At 67.5% G+C, this 17,766-nt stretch carries 17 protein-coding genes; 15 read left to right on the top strand and 2 right to left on the bottom strand.

All coding sequences use genetic code 11. The features are described 5' to 3' along the window. Position 1 precedes the first annotated feature (1 nt). From OCEPR_RS04500 to OCEPR_RS04490, 3 genes are read left to right on the top strand one after another with little or no spacing between them, the layout of a single operon-like run. Positions 2 to 625, top strand: a complete 624-nt coding sequence (locus OCEPR_RS04500; RefSeq protein ID WP_013457523.1) for a Jag family protein — start codon at positions 2 to 4, stop codon at positions 623 to 625. After that, entirely contained in the window at positions 622 to 1,455 is an 834-nt protein-coding gene (prmC, locus tag OCEPR_RS04495) for a peptide chain release factor N(5)-glutamine methyltransferase (RefSeq protein WP_013457522.1), read from the top strand. Before OCEPR_RS04500 ends, prmC begins: the two co-directional genes overlap by 4 nt. A gap of 9 nt (positions 1,456 to 1,464) precedes the next feature. Beyond that, complete coding sequence (locus OCEPR_RS04490; RefSeq protein WP_013457521.1) at positions 1,465 to 2,244, top strand: inositol monophosphatase family protein; 780 nt, start codon at positions 1,465 to 1,467, stop codon at positions 2,242 to 2,244. Here the strand turns inward: OCEPR_RS04490 and OCEPR_RS04485 are convergent. Next, entirely contained in the window at positions 2,236 to 2,571 is a 336-nt protein-coding gene (locus OCEPR_RS04485; RefSeq protein ID WP_013457520.1) for a hypothetical protein, read from the bottom strand. The genes OCEPR_RS04490 and OCEPR_RS04485 overlap by 9 nt on opposite strands. A gap of 30 nt (positions 2,572 to 2,601) precedes the next feature. Further along, complete coding sequence (locus tag OCEPR_RS04480) at positions 2,602 to 3,945, bottom strand: FAD-binding oxidoreductase (protein WP_013457519.1); 1,344 nt, start codon at positions 3,943 to 3,945, stop codon at positions 2,602 to 2,604. 34 nt (positions 3,946 to 3,979) lie between these two features. On the opposite strand from OCEPR_RS04480, the gene OCEPR_RS04475 reads away from it, so the two are divergent. From OCEPR_RS04475 to OCEPR_RS04420, 12 genes are all read left to right on the top strand, one after another. After that, on the top strand, positions 3,980 to 4,441 hold the full coding sequence (locus tag OCEPR_RS04475) for an EVE domain-containing protein (RefSeq protein WP_013457518.1): 462 nt from the start codon (positions 3,980 to 3,982) through the stop codon (positions 4,439 to 4,441). A 108-nt stretch (positions 4,442 to 4,549) separates the two neighbouring features. Next, on the top strand, positions 4,550 to 6,964 hold the full coding sequence (gyrA, locus tag OCEPR_RS04470; protein ID WP_013457517.1) for a DNA gyrase subunit A: 2,415 nt from the start codon (positions 4,550 to 4,552) through the stop codon (positions 6,962 to 6,964). Between the two features lie 56 nt (positions 6,965 to 7,020). Continuing rightward, positions 7,021 to 7,332, top strand: coding sequence for a divalent-cation tolerance protein CutA (cutA, locus tag OCEPR_RS04465; RefSeq protein WP_013457516.1), 312 nt, complete (start codon positions 7,021 to 7,023; stop codon positions 7,330 to 7,332). Positions 7,333 to 7,390: 58 nt separating this feature from the next. Next, positions 7,391 to 8,002: a helix-turn-helix domain-containing protein gene (locus tag OCEPR_RS04460; RefSeq protein ID WP_013457515.1), complete on the top strand. Its 612-nt coding sequence runs from the start codon at positions 7,391 to 7,393 to the stop codon at positions 8,000 to 8,002. Positions 8,003 to 8,014: 12 nt separating this feature from the next. Continuing rightward, on the top strand, positions 8,015 to 9,049 hold the full coding sequence (locus OCEPR_RS04455) for an NAD(P)/FAD-dependent oxidoreductase (protein ID WP_013457514.1): 1,035 nt from the start codon (positions 8,015 to 8,017) through the stop codon (positions 9,047 to 9,049). A 60-nt stretch (positions 9,050 to 9,109) separates the two neighbouring features. Next, complete coding sequence (locus OCEPR_RS04450; protein WP_013457513.1) at positions 9,110 to 10,591, top strand: bifunctional metallophosphatase/5'-nucleotidase; 1,482 nt, start codon at positions 9,110 to 9,112, stop codon at positions 10,589 to 10,591. Between the two features lie 255 nt (positions 10,592 to 10,846). Then, a complete protein-coding gene (gene glnA, locus OCEPR_RS04445) occupies positions 10,847 to 12,187 on the top strand; it encodes a type I glutamate--ammonia ligase (protein WP_013457512.1) in 1,341 nt (446 codons plus the stop codon). A gap of 293 nt (positions 12,188 to 12,480) precedes the next feature. Next, the gene (locus OCEPR_RS04440; protein WP_013457511.1) at positions 12,481 to 13,638 is read left to right on the top strand and encodes an ABC transporter substrate-binding protein; all 1,158 of its coding nucleotides are present in this window, start codon (positions 12,481 to 12,483) and stop codon (positions 13,636 to 13,638) included. Positions 13,639 to 13,714: 76 nt separating this feature from the next. Further along, positions 13,715 to 14,878 (top strand): branched-chain amino acid ABC transporter permease, encoded by a 1,164-nt coding sequence (locus OCEPR_RS04435; RefSeq protein WP_013457510.1) that lies wholly within the window; start codon positions 13,715 to 13,717, stop codon positions 14,876 to 14,878. Continuing rightward, the gene (locus OCEPR_RS04430; RefSeq protein ID WP_148229265.1) at positions 14,875 to 16,227 is read left to right on the top strand and encodes a branched-chain amino acid ABC transporter permease; all 1,353 of its coding nucleotides are present in this window, start codon (positions 14,875 to 14,877) and stop codon (positions 16,225 to 16,227) included. The genes OCEPR_RS04435 and OCEPR_RS04430 overlap by 4 nt, the downstream gene beginning before the upstream one ends. Continuing rightward, positions 16,214 to 16,990 carry an ABC transporter ATP-binding protein gene (locus OCEPR_RS04425; RefSeq protein ID WP_013457508.1) on the top strand — a complete coding sequence of 259 codons (777 nt, stop codon included), beginning with the start codon at positions 16,214 to 16,216 and terminating at the stop codon, positions 16,988 to 16,990. Before OCEPR_RS04430 ends, OCEPR_RS04425 begins: the two co-directional genes overlap by 14 nt. Beyond that, on the top strand, positions 16,990 to 17,709 hold the full coding sequence (locus tag OCEPR_RS04420) for an ABC transporter ATP-binding protein (protein ID WP_013457507.1): 720 nt from the start codon (positions 16,990 to 16,992) through the stop codon (positions 17,707 to 17,709). The genes OCEPR_RS04425 and OCEPR_RS04420 overlap by 1 nt, the downstream gene beginning before the upstream one ends. The last annotated feature ends 57 nt before the right edge of the window (positions 17,710 to 17,766 follow it).

Genomic DNA, 17,766 nt, shown 5'->3' with positions numbered 1-17,766 from the left:
CATGGAAGAGAAAAAGAATCTGGACGACCTGCTCGACGGGCTGGGCATCCACGAGGAAGAAGCCCCGCCCGCGCCGGTGCTCGAGGAAAAGGGCGCCGAAGAGACGGCGAGCGCCCCCCAGAGCCCCAGCGAGGTGGTGGAGCACTTTCTGGTGGGCCTCCTCCTCTACCTCGACCCGAGCTACTCCCTCGACCTGCGGCAGGAGGGGGAGCGCATCCACGTGGAGATCCTCGGGGGCGACGGCGGCCGCATCATCGGCCGCGAAGGGCGCACCCTCAAGGCCCTGGAGACGATCACCAACGCGGTGGTCGCGAAGCACTTCGGCTCCAGCTATCGGGTCAACCTGGACGCCGCCGGGTACCGCAAGCGCCAGGAGGACCGGGCGCGCAAGCGCGCCCTCGAGGCCGCCGACGTGGTGGCCGCGACCGGGGAGCCGCTCGAGCTTCCGCCCATGCGCCCGGCCGAGCGCCGCATCATCCACATGACCCTCAAGGACCACCCCCACGTCACCACCCACTCGGTGGGGCAGGGGGAGGAACGCCACGTCGTCGTGCTGCCCCGCACCGACGAGGTGACGGGCGAGGAGCCGGCCGCGGACGAGGGGGAGGCCCCGACCGAAGCATGACCCGGGCCCAGGCCCTGCGTTACGCCCGCGCCCGCCTCGAGGAGGCGGGTTTTCCCTCGCGGCAGGCCGAGGCCGAGGCGCGGCAGCTGCTCGAGCACGCGACCGGGGCGCAGGGGGCGCGCTTCTGGCGGGAAGCCCGGGCCGCGCTCGAGCCCGCACAGGAGCGGCTACTGGAGGAAGCGCTGGCTCGGCGGGCGGCGGGGGAACCGCTGCAGCTGATCCTGGGCACGGCCGTCTTCTGCGGCCTCGAGCTGGAGGTGCGGCCCGGGGTGCTGGTGCCGCGGCCCGAGACCGAACGCCTGGTCGAGCTGGCGCTCGAGCGGCTGCCCGAAAGCGGCCCGGCCCGGGTGCTCGACGTGGGCACCGGCGGCGGCGCGATCGCCCTGGCCCTCAAGCAGGCGCGCCCGGAACTCGACGTCTACGCCAGCGAGGTGAGCGAAGCCGCCCTCGAACTCGCACGCGCCAACGCCCGACGGCTGGGGCTGGCGGTGACCTTCCTGCATGCCCCGCTGACCGCGGGGCTTTGGGACCTGGACCTGATCGTGAGCAACCCCCCCTACCTGCCCGAGGCCTACCGCGAAGCGGCGCCCCCCGAGCTGGCCTGGGAGGCGGAAACCGCGCTCTACGCCGGCGCCGACGGCCTGGCGGTGGCCCGTCCGCTGCTGGCGGAAGCCGCGGGGGCGCTCGCCGCGGGGGGCTGGCTGCTGCTCGAGCTGGACCCGACGAACGTGCACGTGCTCGCCCGCGAGGCGGAACGGGCGGGCTACGGCGAGGTGGCCGTGCTGCCCGACCTCGCCGGAAGGGCGCGTTTCCTGCGCGCGCGGCGTTAAGGTAGGCGTATGGACGACCTGCTCGCTAGCGCCATCGCCGCCGCCCGCCTGGCCCGCGGCATCCACCTCTACTACCAGGAAAAGGGGTTCGCCGTGGACACCAAGACCGGCCCCACCGACCTGGTCACCCAGGCCGACCGCGAGGCCGAGGCGGCCGTCAAGGCCTTCCTCCTCGAGCGCTACCCCGACCACGCCTTCCTGGGCGAGGAGGGGGGACAGGACCACGAAGCCGCGTACCGCTGGATCGTAGACCCGCTCGACGGCACGGTCAACTTCGCCCACCGCTTCCCCTTCTTCGCCGTCTCCATCGGGCTGGAGGTGCGGGGACGGCTCGAGCTGGGGGTGGTGCTCGACAGCACCCGCGACGAACTCTTCTGGGCGGTGCGCGGCCGGGGGGCTTACCTCAACGGCCGCCCCCTGCGCGTCAGCGCCACCGACCGGCTGATCGGCAGCCTGCTCGCCACCGGCTTTCCCTACGACGTGAGCAAGGACCGTGAGAACCTGGTCTACTTCGAACGGGCGCTCGAGCACGGCCTCACCGTGCGCCGACCGGGCGCGGCGGCGCTCGACCTCTGCTACGTGGCCGCGGGCCGGCTCGACGGCTTCTGGGAGGTCAAGCTCAAGCCCTGGGACGTGGCCGCGGCGGTGGTCATCGTCGAGGAGGCCGGCGGCCGCGTCACCGGGCTCGCCGGCGAACCCTACGCGCTCGGCAACCGCTACATCGTCGCCAGCAACGGCCGCATCCACGCGGAGATGATCGAAGCGTTGTTCACGGAAGCGTCAGGGTAGGGGCTCGATCTCGCGCAGCATCTGGTTGAGCACCCGCGCCAGGATCAGGTGGCCGCGCTTGCCCAGGTGGTAGGCCTGGTCCCCGATGAGGAGGACCGGGGGGTTCCAGGTGATCGGCCCCGGGGCCCAGGGTTCGTTGCGCGCCAGCGCCTGGATGAGCCGCTCGACGCCCGCGGTCTTGAGGACCACCCCCTCGGAACCGCCCAGGCGGTAACGCCGCGGCTCCCAGCGCCACTCGACGAAGAGGATCCCGGCACGGGTTTCCAGCGGCGCGTACAGGCGCCAGATCTGGAGCTCCTCGTCGTTGTGGGGACGTTCCAGGTTCAAGCCTTCCTCCTAAACGAAGTATAACCGGCTTTAGGGAAGCACCTTGCCCGGGTTGAAGCGCCCCCCGGGGTCGAAGGCGCGTTTGATGCGGTGCAGCGCCGCGAGGGTCGCCCCGTCCAAGGCCTCGGCGAGGAAGGCGCGTTTGGTCAGGCCGATGCCGTGCTCGCCGGAGAGCACCCCGCCGTGCTCGAGCGCCACCCGCGCGATCGCGTGGGCGAGTTCGTGCACCCGCTCCTCCGGGGTCGTCTTCGGGTCGAAGAGGATGTTGGGGTGGAGGTTGCCGTCGCCGATGTGTCCGAACTGCGCCAGCGGCAGCCCGTAGGCCTTCCCCAGCTCCTGGATGCGCCGCACCACCGCGGGCAGGCGGCTGCGCGGCACGACGATGTCCTCGTTCATGCGGTGGGGGTGGATCCGCCCCAGCGCCGGGCTGACCGCCCGCCGCGCCTGCCACAGCCGTTCGGCCTCGACGGCATCCGCGGCGCGGTGCACCGCGCCGCCGGCTTCGCGGCAGGCTGCGGCCACCCGCTCCAGCTCCTCCTCGACCACCTCGAGGTCGTCGCCGTCGGTGTCGACGAGCAACAGCGCCGCGGCCTCGGTGGGCAGGCCCAGGTGGAAGGCGTCCTCCACCGCACGGATGCAGGCCGCGTCCATGAACTCGAGCTTCGCGGCCACCACGCCGTCGGCGATGGCCCGGCTGACCGCCTCGGCCGCCGCGCCCACCTCGGGGAAGTGGGCCATCAGGGTGCGGGTGTGGCGCGGTCGGGGCTCGAGGCGCAGCCAGGCGCGGGTGATCAGCGCCAGGGTGCCTTCGGAGCCCACGAGCAGCCCCGCGGCGTCGTAGGCCTCGCGCCAAGAGCGGTGCACCGCCCCCTCGGCGTCCACCCACTCGAGCCCGGCCACGTAGTCCCCGGTCACCCCCTTCTTGAAGCACTGGGGCCCGCCGGCGTTCTCGGCCAGGTTGCCCCCGATCGTGCTCTGCTTGTAGCTCGCGGGATCGGGCGGGTAGTAGAGGCCGTGGGGCCGGGCCGCCTCGCTGATCTCGTGGGTGACGACGCCCGGCTCGACCTCGGCGAGGCGGCGGGCGGCCTCGATGCGCAGCCGCCGCATCCGCGTGAACGCCACCACCACCCCGGGCTCCGTGGGCACCGCGCCTCCGGAAAGGCCGCTCGCGGCCCCGCGGGGGAAGAGCGGCACCCCCTCTTCGTTCGACCAGCGCACCACCCGCGCCACGTCCTCCGCCGTCTGCGGCAGGACCACCGCGAGCGGCACCGCCCCCTCGGCGATGGCGTCGTAACGGTAGAGCACCCGGTCGGGCCGATCGAGCAGGACCTTGTCGGGCCCCAGGTCGGAGACGAGTCGCCCAAGCTGCGGCATACCGCCAGTCTACCGCGCCCGGTATACTCGGGCCATGCGCTACTGGCTGATGAAATCCGAGCCCGAGGCCTATTCGATCGACGACCTCGAGCGAGACGGGCGCGAGATCTGGGACGGCGTGCGCAACTACCAGGCGCGCAACTACCTGCGCGAGATGAAAGAGGGCGACCTGGCCTTCTTCTACCACTCCAACGCCAAGCCCCCGGGCGTGGTGGGGCTGATGCGCATCGTGAAGAGCGGCGTGGTCGACCCCACCCAGTTCGACCCCGAAAGCTGCTACTACGACCCGAAGAGCACCCCGGAAAACCCGCGCTGGCAGACGGTGGAGGTCGAATTCGTGGAGAAGTTCCCGCGCATGGTGCCGCTCGCCGAGCTGCGCGAGCGCTTCACCGCCGAGGAGCTGCCGCTCCTCAAACGCGGCTTCCGCCTCAGCGTGATGCCGGTGGACGCGGCGGTGGCGGAGAATCTGCTCGAGCTCGCGAAAAACCGGACGTGAAGCCATCCCTTCGGTTTGTTATAATGAATAGGTGAGCGAAGGCCTGATTCCGAGCGGCTGCGCCACGGGGTGCAGCCCTCTTCTTGAAACCCACCCGTAAGGAGGAGCATGTCGCAGGTACTGCCCGTAGAAATCACCGAAGAGGTCAAGCAGAGCTTCATCAACTACGCCATGTCGGTCATCGTGAACCGGGCGCTGCCCGACGTTCGCGACGGCCTCAAACCCGTGCAGCGGCGCATCCTCTACGCCATGTACCAAGAGGGGCTGCTGCCCGGACGCAAGCACTCCAAGAGCGCCGGGGTCGTGGGCGAGGTCATCAAGAAGTACCACCCCCACGGCGACCAGGCGGTCTACGACGCCATGGTGCGCCTGGCCCAGGAGTGGAACCTGCGCTACCCGCTCATCGACGGCCAGGGCAACTTCGGCTCCATCGACGGCGACCCCGCGGCCGCCTACCGCTACACCGAGGCGCGGCTCTCCCCGATCGCGCTCGAGCTTTTGCGCGACATCGACAAGGACACCGTCGACTTCGTCGAGAACTTCGACGGCACCGCCGAGGAGCCCACCGTCCTGCCCGCGGGCTTCCCCAACCTGCTCGCCAACGGCTCGACGGGCATCGCCGTGGGGATGGCCACGAGCATCCCGCCCCACAACCTGGGGGAACTGATAAACGCCCTGGCGGCGATGATCGACGACCCCGAGATCACCCTCGACGGGGTGATGCAGCACCTGCCCGGCCCCGACTTCCCCACCGGCGGCCGCCTCAACCGCGTCGGCCTCAAGCGGGCCTACGAGACCGGCAAGGGGTCGCTGCGACTGCGCGCGCGGGTGCGCACCGAGGAGCGCGGCGGGCGCAAGATGCTCGTCGTCACCGAGATCCCCTATCAGGTCAACAAGGCCAGCCTGATCAGCCAGATCGCCAGCCTGGTGCGGGCCAAGAAGCTGGAGGACATCTCGGGCCTGCGCGACGAGTCGGACCGCCAGGGCATGCGCATCGTCATCGAGCTCAAGCGCGGGGCCAACCCCGACGTGGTGCTCAACCAGCTCTTCAAGCAGACGAACCTGCAGACCAGCTTCACGATCAACATGCTCGCGATCGTGAACGGAGAGCCGCGGGTGCTGCCGCTGCTCGCCATGATGCGCGCCTACCTCGACCACCGGCGCGAGGTCGTGGTGCGCCGCACCCGTTTCGACCTCAAGAAGGCCGAGGACCGCGCCCACGTGCTCGAAGGGCTGCTCATCGCCCTCGACCACCTCGACGAGGTCATCGCCCTGATCCGCGCCTCGCGCGACGGCGCCGAGGCCAAGGCGGGGCTGATGCAGCGCTTCGCGCTCAGCGAGGTGCAGGCCCAGGCCATCCTCGACATGCGGCTGCAGCGCCTCACCGGGCTCGAGCGCGAGAAGCTGCAGGCCGAGTACCGCGAGCTGCAGGAGACGATCGCCTACCTGCGGGCCATCCTGGCCGACGAAACGCGGCTGTGGGGCGTGGTCAAGGACGAGCTGCTCGCGATCCGGGAGAAGTTCGCCGACGAGCGCCGCACCCTGATCACCGAGTTCGCCGAGGGCTTCAACCCCGAGGACCTGATCGAGGACGAGCCGATGGTCATCACCATGACGGCCGCCGGCTTCCTCAAACGCACCCCGCTCGAAGACTACCGCGCCCAGGGCCGCGGCGGCATGGGGGCCAAGGCCGGCCGCACCAAGGACGAGGACGAGGCCACCCGCGTCTTCGTCGCCCAGATGCACGACGACCTGCTCTTCTTCACCAACCGCGGCCGCGTCTACCGCGAAAAGGTCTTCGAGCTGCCGGAGGCCCAGCGCACCGCCCGCGGCACCCACGTGAAGAGCTTCCTGCCGCTGGAGGAGGGCGAGGAGATCAAGGCGTTGCTCTCCCTGCGCAGCCTCACCGACCCCGGCTACTTCGTCTTCGCCACCCGCAAGGGCGTGGTCAAGAAGACGGCGATCCGCGACTACCAGAACCTCAACGCCAGCGGCCTCATCGCCATCAACCTGGTCGAGGGCGACGATCTGGTGGACGTCCGCATCGCCGGCAGCGGCGCCCAGGTGGTGATGGCCACCCGTGGCGGCAAGGCCATCCGCTTCCCCCTCGACGAGGTGCGCGCCACCGGCCGCGCCAGCCAGGGGGTGCGCGGCATCCGCCTCAAGGAGGGCGACGAGGTGGTCTCGCTGATCGTCGTCCCCAAGGACTGGGAGGGCGACCTCTTGGCCATCAGCAGCCACGGTTACGGCAAGCGCACGCCGCTCGAGGAGTACCCGCTTCAGGGCCGCGGCGGCCAGGGCGTGATCACCTTCAAGCTCAACGAGAAGGTGGGCCACCTCACCGCCCTGCTGGCCGTGGACGGCGACGAGGACCTGCTCGTGCTCTCGCGCGGCGGCCTGGCCATCCGCACCCGGGTGCGCACGATCTCGCAGTACTCGCGCCCCACGAGCGGCGTCAAGGTGATGAACCTGGCCGCCGGCGACGAGATCGCCTCGGCCTTCGTCATCAAACCGCACGACTGACCCCGGTCCGCCTCCCCGCGCGCCCGCCCGTCCGGCGGGCGCGTTAGACTGCAGGCATGGTGCGTCTGGTCCTGATCACGGTGCCCGACGAGGCCACGGCGCGAAAGCTCGCGCGCAGCCTGGTCGAAGAGCGTCTGGCCGCCTGCGTGAACGTCGTCGGTGGCCTGACCTCGATCTACCGCTGGGAAGGCGAGGTCCACGAGGACGCGGAGCTGCTGCTCCTGGTCAAGACGACCGCCGCCGCGCTGCCCGAGCTGGAAGCGCGGGTGCGGGCGCTGCACCCCTACAGCGTGCCAGAGCTGCTCGCCTTCGCGGTAGAAAGTGGCCTGGATCGCTATTTGTCCTGGGTGAAAGAAAACGTTAAATAAATTAATATCTTTATTTACTTAGTCGTGCGCACGTGCTACCCTGAAGGGGGAGGGAAATGTGACGCAAGGCAGCATCATCGATACGCTGGCGTTCCGCGCCGGGGAGATCATCCTCTATCCCGGCAGCCCCGGCCCGCGGGACCGCATCTACCGCGTCGAGTCCGGCCTGGTCCGCATCCAGAGCGTCGACGACGACGGCAACGCCCTGACCCTGCGCTTCGTGCGTCCCGGCGAGTACTTCGGCGAGGAGGCGCTCTCGGGCGGCGAGCGGCGCTACCACGCGGAAGCGGCGGCGGACACCCGCATTGCCCAGATCCACCCCGAGCGCATGGATCCGCAGGAGACGCTCAACCTCGCGGTCCGGCTCGCCCTCGCCCTGGGGCAGACCTACGACGCCATCCAGCGGCTGGTTTCCCAGCGCCTCAAGAACCGGATCGCGGCGGCGCTGCTCGAGTTCATGGACACGCCGCTGGCCGTCCACGACACCAAGGGCCGCGTGATGATCCACGTTACCCACGACGAGATCGCCTCGGCCGTGGGTTCGGTGCGCGAGACCGTCACCAAGGTGGTCGGCGAGCTGGCCCGCGACGGCCTCATCAAGTCCGGCTACGGCCGGGTGATGCTGCTCGACATCGAGGCCCTCGGCGAGCTTGCGCGCCAGAACGGCTGAGCGGGGGGCCCGGTGCCCAAGACCGACGTCATCATCATCGGAGCGGGGCCGAGCGGTCTGTTCGCGGCCTTCTACGTGGGAATGCGCGACCTCACCGCCCGCATCATCGATCCGATGGCCGAGGTCGGCGGGCAGCTCTCGGCGCTCTACCCGGACAAGTTCATCTACGACATCGCCGGCTTCCCCAAGATCCGCGCCAAGGAGCTGGTGCGCAACCTGGTCGAACAGGTGAAGCCCTTCGACCCCATCTACACCCTGGAGGAGCGCGCCGAGCGGCTCGAGCCGCTGGACGAGGACGGGTTCGCGGTGACCACCTCGAGCGGGCGCACCTACCTGAGCCGCGCGGTGATCATCACCGCCGGGGTGGGGGCGTTCGAACCGCGGCGCATCGAGGCCGAAGGGGTGGCGCGGCTCGAGCACAAGGGGCTGGAGTACGCCGTGCGCGACGCCCGCGCTTACGCGGGCCAGCGCCTGCTCATCATCGGCGGAGGCGACTCCGCCGTGGATTGGGCGTTGACGCTGAAGGACCTGGCGGACCAGGTCACGCTGATCCACCGGCGCGAGACCTTCCGCGCCCACGGCGCCACGGTCAACCGCTTGATCGCCGCCGCCGAGGCGGGCGAGCTTACGATCCTGACCCCCTACGAACTCCAGGCGGTGCTGGGCGAGGAACGGGTGCGCGAGGCGGTCATCGTCGACAAGAAGACCGGCAGGGTACGCAATCTCGACGTGGACGCGGTCCTCGTCCTCACAGGCTACGTCTCCAAGCTGGGCCCGATCGCGCACTGGGGCCTCGAGCTCGAGAAGAACCGCATCAAGGTCGACACCCGCATGGAGACGAACATCCCCGGGGTCTTCGCCGCCGGGGACATCACCACCTACCCGGGCAAGATCCGGCTGATCGCCGTGGGCTTCGGGGAGGCGGCCACCGCCGCCAACCACGCCGCGGCCTTCGCCCACCCGCGCCTGCGCGTCGATCCCGGGCACTCCTCCGACCACCCGCCCGAAGGCCGGCCTTCGGTGGCGCGCTCGAGCCTCGACGACTGAACCGCCGGTCTGGCGTGCCGCGGGCGGTTTGAGGATAGAATCAACGGTGGAGGTGATGCTATGAAGCTGTTGCGCAAAGGAATACTGTTGCTCGCGGCGCTGGCCATGGGTCTGGCTTTCGCCGCGAAACCCGATTTCACGCTCTTCCACTCGAACGACGTCTACGAGATCCAGCCCGTCAAACGGGGCAAGCTAGGCGGAGCCGCCCGGGTGGCCACCCTGATCAAGCAGCTCGACGACGGCAGCCTGATCGTCACGTTCGGGGGCGACGCCTTCAGCCCCTCGATCATGTCGAGCCTGCTCAAGGGCAAGCAGATGGTCGACGTCTTCAACAAGCTGGGCTTCGACTTCGCCGTCTACGGCAACCACGAGTTCGACTTCGGGCCCGCGGTCGCCGAGCAACGCGTGAAGGAGTCCAACTTCCCCTGGCTCAGCTCGAACCTGCTCGACAAGCGCACGGGTGAGCCGCTGGCCGGAGGGGTGCGCTTCGCCATCACCGAGGTGAACGGCGTCAAGGTCGGCTTCATCGGCCTGATCGACGACTGGCTCGAGCTCACCAGCCCCGGCGACAACGCGCAGTACCTCGACTTCGTCACCGTCGGGCGCGACCTCGCCCGCAAGCTGAAGGCCGAAGGCGCCGACGTCGTCGTCGCCCTCACCCACATGGACATGGTCCACGACGAAGAGCTGGCGGCCAAGGTGCCCGAGATCGACCTCATCCTCGGCGGCCACGACCACGGCGGCATGTTCAAGGTCGTGAACGGCACCCTGATCTTCAAGGCCAAGTCCGACTGGCGCGACGTCGGTTACCTCAAGGTCTACAACATCCCCGGCCTCAAGCCCGTCGTCTTCCTCGAGGTCATTCCGGTGACCAACAAGATCCCCGAGGATCCGGCGATGGCCAAGGTCGTGGACGGGTACGTGAAGATCCTCGACGAGAAGCTCAACGTCACCATCGGGGAAACCAAGGTGCCGCTCGACGCCCGGCGCAAGACCGTGCGCACCATGGAGTCGAACATCGGCAACCTGATCGCCGACGCCATGCGCGACTTCGCCCAGGCCGACGTGGCCATCGCCAACGGCGGCGGCATCCGCACCGACAGCATCTACGGCCCCGGTCCGCTGACCCGCAAGGACATCCTCGCCATCCTGCCTTTCGGCAACGTGGTGATCAGCGTCAAGGTCAGCGGCGCCGACCTCAAGGCGGCGCTCGAGAACGGCGTGAGCCAGGTCGAGCGCGTCAAGGGCCGCTTCCCGCAGGTTTCCGGCATCACCTTCACCTACGACCCCGCCGCCGAACCCGGCCAGCGGGTCAAGGAAGTCTACGTGAACGGCCAGCCGCTCGACCCCAACAAGACCTACGTGGTCGCCATCAACGACTACATGGGCCGCGGCGGCGACGGTTACAGCATGTTCAAGGACGCGCCCCGCGTCATCGACGAGCGCTCCGGCCTGCTGCTCGCCAACGTCGTCATGAACTACATCGAGGCGCACTCGCCCGTCGCCCCCAAGGTGGAAGGCCGCATCAAGACGGTCAAGTAACCCCGGCGGCACACCCCGCGAGGGCGGCCGGGTGGCCGCCCTCGTTTTCATGCGGTAGAAGATTTATTTTTATTCATTCTTCATGCAATTTCCTTCTTGCGGGCTGTACCGTATTTTCCTGCCAGCACGCCGGGTTTATTCGTACATCGAGCACCGTCCGGTGATGTTTCGATGCAATATACCCTGCATTGCCGCCATGTTGTAAGGTTCCCGCCCCTTCCCCATTCGCGCCACTTGTGTTTATAATGTTGCCGTATGGGACGGACGAAGAAGGATATCCTCCAAGCGATGGCCGAACACGACGTTCGGTTCCTCCGGCTCCAGTTCACCGACATCCTGGGCAAGAACAAGAACGTCGAGGTGCCGGCGTCGCAGTTTGAAAAGGCCCTGGACGGCGAGATGATGTTCGACGGTTCCTCGATCGAGGGGTTCACCCGCATCGAGGAGTCGGACATGCTCCTCAAGCCCGACTACGACACCTTCGTCATCTTTCCCGACGAGATCGAGGACGCCAGCCGCGGCCGCGTCGCCCGCTTGATCTGCGACGTCACCTACCCCGACGGTACCCCGTTCGAGGGCGACCCCCGCGGCGTCCTCAAGCGCCAGATCGAGCGGCTCCAGAAGCTGGGCTTCGACAGCATGTCGGCCGGCCCCGAGCCCGAGTTCTTCCTCTTCCTGCGCGACGAGGAAGGGCTGCCCACGATCGAGACCCACGACCAGGCGGGCTACTTCGACCTCGCCCCCATCGACAAGGGCGAAGAGGCCCGGCGCGACATGGTCAACGTCCTGGTGGAGATGGGCTTCGAAATCGAGGCCGCGCACCACGAGGTCGCCCCGGGCCAGCACGAGATCGACTTCAAGTACGCCGACGCGCTCAAGACCGCCGACAACATCGCCACCTTCAAGTTCGTGGTCAAGCGGGTGGCGCTCCTGCACGGACTGCACGCCACCTTCATGCCCAAGCCGATCGCCGGCATCAACGGCTCGGGGATGCACACCCACCTCTCGATCTTCAAGAACGGCGAGAACGCCTTCTACGACCCCGAGGCCGAGTACCAGCTCTCGCGCACCGCGCTCAACTTCATCGCCGGCCTGCTGGCGCACGCCCCGGGGATGGTGGCCATCACCAACCCGCTGGTCAACTCCTACAAACGCCTCACGCCCGGTTACGAGGCGCCCACCAACATCGCCTGGTCGGCCTCCAACCGCAGCGCCATGATCCGCATCCCCGCGCGCCGCGGCGTGGGCACGCGGGCCGAGCTGCGCATGCCCGACCCCAGCACCAACCCCTACCTAGCGCTCGCCGTGATGCTCGCGGCCGGCCTCGACGGCATCGAGAAGGACCTGCTGCCCCCGCCCTCGATCCAGCGCAACATCTTCTCGATGACCGTGCGCGAACGCCGCCGTCACAAGATCAAGGAGCTCCCCGGGACCCTGCGCGAAGCCATCGTGGCCCTGGAAAAGGACGAGGTGATCAAGGAAGCGCTCGGCGATCACATCTACCACCACTTCGTCCAGGCCAAGCGGCTGGAGTGGGAGGACTACCGCATCACCGTCCACGACTGGGAGCTGGACCACTACCTGAGCGAGTACTGAACCGCAGATCCGCCCTTGCAAATCCCCCACAGGGTTAACCCCGTGGGGGATTTCCCGTTAACGCACCCCGCGTGCACGTTTTTCGCTACGCAACGCCACGTTTGCTTGAACATTCAGTGGGTTCGCCGCCCCGTTGCCCGTTAAAACTTTCCCGGCCGCTGCGTCCGCTCGCGGTTTTTTCTGCACGCGGCAAGTTGACACCCGCGCGCAATTTGCATATAAAATACGGGTGCGAGTATAAAACACCAACGCTCGCGCAAGACGATTGGACACGCAGGAAAGGGAGGACGTATATGAGGAAAAGCCTTTTAGTAGCCGCGTTACTGCTTATCGCCGGCAGCCTCGGCCTGGCCCAGGTCAAGATCGGGATCAACCTCGAGCTCTCGGGCCGCTTCGCCGCCATCGGCAACCAGACCCTGAACGGGATCAAGGTGGCCAACCTGCAGACCCCCGAGGTGCTCGGGCAGAAGGTCGAACTGGTCATCTGCGACAACGAGACCACCCGCGAGGGCTCGATCGCCTGTGCGCAGCGCTTCGTCAACGAAGGCGTGATCGGCGTCCTGGGCGCGATCTCCAGCTCGATGTCGATCCCCGCCGCGGAGGTTCTGCAGGACGCGGGCATCATCATGATCTCCACCTCCTCCACCAACCCGCAGACCACGCAGATCGGTGACTTCATCTTCCGCATGGCCTACACCGACGACTTCCAGGGCAAGCTCGCCGCCGCCTACGTGGTCAAGGACCTGGGCGCCAAGAAGGTCGCGGTCTTCCGCCAGATCGACGACGACTACTCCTACGGCCTGGCCGGCTTCTTCGACGAAACCGCCAAGAAGCTGGGCGCGAAGACCCTGATCCAGGACTTCGTGGCCAACACCGTCGACTTCACCGCCCAGCTCAACAACATCCGCAGCTTCAAGCCCGACGCCATCTACTACTCGGGCTTCTGCGCCGAGGGCGCGCCCTTCATGAAGCAGCTCCGTGAGCAGGGCTTCACGCAGCAGGTCATCGGCGCCGACGCCTCCGACGACCCGCAGTGCCCCGAGGGCGCCGGCGCGGCGTTCGACGGCTACATCTTCACCGGCTTCGCCACCCCCAACCTGATCGCCGACCCCGCCGCCAAGAAGCGCGCCGAGGCCTTCAAGCAGAAGTACTTCGAGGTCATCAAGAACGCCAAGCCCGGTGACTTCAACGGCTTCGTGCTCGCCGGTGCGGACAGCTACAACGTCCTCGTCGCCGCCATCAAGGCCGCCGGCACCACCGACGTCAAGGCCGTGCGCGACGCCCTCGCCAACATGGAGCACTACCCCGGCGTCTCCGGCGACATCACCTACAAGGGCACCGACGGCACCCCGAAGGACCGCACCATCGGCTTCTACAAGTACGAGGTGAAGAGCGCCAGCGACTGGAAGAAGATCGAGCTCTTCGGTAAGTCGACCGCCGAAGTGCAGTAGTCGCTCGTCGCATTCCGGACCTGGGGCGGGCCTACGCGGCTCGCCCCAGTTAACGCCGGAACTTCGGAGGAACCCTGTGACCGCATCCAAACTCGCCTCGCGTTCAACGTTGTTCACCCTGCTCGCAGGCCTGCTGCTCGTCGTCCTGATCGGATGGCGCATCGCCATGCTGGGCGATTACACCTTCGCGCGCATCGTGCAGGACTTCCTCAACGCGCTCACGCTGGGAAGCCTGTACGCGCTCATCGCCCTGGGCTACACCATGGTCTACGGCATCATCCGCCTGATCAACTTTGCCCACGGCGAGATCTTCATGCTGGGGTCGTACTTCGCCTTCTACGCCATGACCCTGACCCCCATGCACTGGGGCCTGGCCCTGCTCATCACCGTCCTGCTTGGCGGCACCGTTTTGCTCGTCTTGCGCAGCCTTTTTAATCTCGAAGAACCAAAACGAACGGCGGCCCTGGCGCTGCTGATCTTTGCCGGAACCTTCTTCTTGCTGGCCTTCAGGAACATGGGCTGGATCGAGGCGCTGCTGCTCAGCATGCTCGCCACCGGCGTGGCCGGGGTGCTGCTCGAGGCCGTGGCCTACCGCCCGCTGCGCGGCGCCCCCCGCGAGAGCATGCTGATCACCGCCATCGCGGCCAGCTTCTTCCTGCAGAACATGGGCCAGCTGCTCTTCGGCCCGCGCGTGCAGGGGTTCAACGCCGAAACGATCCTCAACCGTCCGCTCAACTTCACCATCGGCGAGGAAACCGTCTACTACACGGGCATCCTCATCGTCGTCCCCACCGTCACCGCGGTGCTGCTCTTCGTGTTGAACCTCTTCGTTTCCCGCACGAAGCTGGGCAAGGCGATGCGAGCGACCGCCCAGGACGCCGAGGTGGCCCAGATGATGGGGGTCAACGTCAACCAGGTCATCGCCCTGACCTTCTTCATCGGCTCGATCCTGGCGGCCGCTGCGGGCGTCATGTACGCCATCCGCTTCGGGCAGATCCACCCGCTCATGGGCCTGATCCCGGGCATCAAGGCGTTCACCGCCGCGGTCATCGGCGGCATCGGGAGCCTGCCCGGCGCCGTGCTCGGCGGTCTCTTGCTCGGCTTTATCGAAATCTATGTGGTGAGCCTGTTCCCCACGCTGTCGGCCTATAAGGACGTCTTCGCCTTCGTGCTCCTCATCCTGATCCTCCTCTTCCGCCCCTCCGGGCTGGTCGGGGAAGACCTCACGGAGAAGGTATGATGCGCAACACTCTGCTCACCCTTGCGACCGTCGGGCTGGCGATCCTGGGCCTGTACCTGCTGACCCAGGCCGAGGGCAGCAGCGGCCTCCTCTCCGCCCTCACCCTCATCTTCATCTGGGGCATCGCCGCCGTCAGCCTCAACCTGATCAACGGTCAGCTCGGCATCCTCTCCCTCGGTCACCACGGCTTCATGCTCATCGGGGGGTACGTCACCGCGCTGCTGATGCTCCCCGAGAAGGAGCGCGCGCCGTTCCGCACCCGCCTGCTCTCCGACTGGGCCCGCAACCACCTGGACCTCGACAAGTGGCTGCGCGGCGCCGGCCTCGACTTCATCGCCAACTCGATCGACCTCAAGTTCGTCGTCGCCCTCTTCCTCGCGGGGCTGGCCGCGGCGGTGGTGGGCGTGATCGTGGGCGCGCCCTCGCTCCGGCTCAAGGGCGACTACCTGGCCATCGTCACCTTCGGCTTCGGCGAGATCATCCGCCTGCTCCCCAACGCCCCCGAGGTCGCCGCCCTGACCAACGGCCCCCTGGGCATCAAGGGCATCCCCGGCGACGCCGGCACGGTCTGGTGGACCTTCTTCGCCTTCCTCTTCGTGCTCTGGTTCCTCTCGCGGCTCAAGTTCTCCTCGTACGGGCGCGCCTTCGAGGGCATCCGCGAGGACGAGATCGCCGCCGAGGCCATGGGCGTGAACCTGGCCTACCACAAGGTGCTGGCCTTCACCATCAGCGCCTTCTTCGCGGGGGTGGCCGGCGGCCTCTACGCCAGCTACCTGCAGTCCGTGGACACCCAGACCTTCAACTTCTTCGTGACCTTCTTCCTGCTCGTGGCCATCAGCCTGGGCGGGCTCGGCTCGATCACCGGCGCGGTGCTGGGGACCGCCATCGTGGTGCTCGTGCGCATCTACGGCGGTTTCCTGGAGCAGCCCTACCCCGCCTACGTCGGCTACCTGGGCGGCGCGGTGGTGATGCTCAGCGCCTTCGCCTTCTCGGCGTACATCCGCAAGGCGCGCCGCCTGCGGCCGGTCGTCGAGACCAAGCACCTGATCTTCGGCGCCCTGGGGGTGGCCCTGTTGTTCGTCACCGTGCTCTTCCGCAACGAACCCTGGATGACGCAGACCGTGCAGTTCTTCGGGTTGCGCAAGATCCTGCTCGCGGTCATCCTGATCCTGATCATGATCTACCGCCGCGAGGGCATCATGGGCCGCGCCGAGTTCTCCTGGAAGCTCATCTTCGGCCCGCGCGAAGACATCCCCACGGAAGAGCAACGCAAGCAGGACGCCTGGCTCTCCAACCCCGACCTGAACCCCGACGCCGCCAAGAAGGAGGACGACGATGCCTCTGCTTGAGCTGCGCAACCTCTACAAGGCCTTCGGCGGCCTCCAGGCCATCAGCAACGTCAGCCTCACCGTCAACGAGGGCGAGATCGTCAGCATCATCGGGCCCAACGGCGCGGGCAAGTCCACCCTCTTCAACCTGATCACCGGGGTGTACCAACCCGACCGCGGCGACATCATCTTCGAAGGGGAGCGGATCAACGGGCTGACCCCGGACAAGGTGACGCGCAAGGGCATCGCCCGCACCTTCCAGAACCTGCGGCTGTTCACCCACCTGACCGTGCTGGAAAACGTATTGATTCCGCAGCACCACCGCCTCAAGTCGGGCTGGCTGGCGGCCGTCCTGCGCACCCCCGCCTACCTCAAGGAAGAAGAAGAGATGCGCAAGGTGGCGCTCGAGAAGCTCTCGTTCTTCGGGCCCCGCCTGATGAGCTTCCGCTTGCACCAGCCCGTTTACGTCCTCTCCTACGCCAACCGCCGCCGCACCGAGATGGCGCGCGCCATGGCGACGGGCGCGAAGCTGCTCCTCCTCGACGAGCCCAGCGCCGGGATGAACCCCAAGGAGACCAAGGAGATCACCCAGATCATCCGCCGTTTTCGCGACGAGGGGGGCTACACCATCGTGCTCGTGGAACACAAGATGAACCTCGTGGGCGAGATCTCCGACCGGGTCGTGGTGCTCGACTACGGCGAAAAGATCGCGGAAGGCGACTACAAGGACGTGGTGAACGATCCCAAGGTGATCGAGGCCTACCTGGGCCGGAGGGAGGAGTGATGCCGGAACCTCTTCTCGAACTCAAGAACGTCAGCGCCTACTACGGCCCCATCCGCGCCTTGAACCAGGTCAACATGGTCCTTTACCCCGGGGAGATGGTCTGCCTGCTCGGTGGCAACGCCTCGGGCAAGAGCACGACCCTCAAGACCATCCTCGGCTTGGTGCAGGTGGGCGAGGGCGAGGTCTACTTCCGCGGCGAGCGCATCGACCCCAAGCCCACCTCGTACCGCATCGAGAAGGGGATGGCCGTGGTGCCCGAGAACCGCCGCGTCTTCCCCAAGATGACGGTGCGCGAAAACCTGGAGATGGGGGCGTACCTGCGCAACGACGCCAAGGGAATCAAGGAAGATCTGGACTACGTCTTCTCGCTCTTCCCGCGGCTGGAGGAACGCCTCGGCCAGATGGCGGGCACGATGTCGGGCGGCGAACAGCAGATGCTCGCCATGGGGCGGGCGCTGATGAGCCGTCCGAAACTCATCCTCATGGACGAACCGTCGATGGGCCTCGCCCCCAAGCTGGTGGAGACGATCTTCAAGATCATCAAGACCGTCAACGAACGCGGCATCACCGTCTTCGTCGTCGAACAGAACGCCAACATCGCGCTTTCGATCGCCGACCGCGGCTACGTGCTGCAGACCGGCGAGGTGGTCTTGGAGGGCCCGGCGCAGGAACTCCTGCACAACGAGGCCATGCGCCGCGCCTACCTGGGCGAGGTCTGACCCGGCCGCGCCCCGCGACCGCCGCCCCTCGGGGCGGCGGTCCTTTATGCGACGGGC

It is taken from the genome of Oceanithermus profundus DSM 14977, assembly GCF_000183745.1.
Lineage (GTDB): Bacteria > Deinococcota > Deinococci > Deinococcales > Marinithermaceae > Oceanithermus > Oceanithermus profundus.
This window is presented reverse-complemented; position numbering and strand designations above follow the sequence as displayed.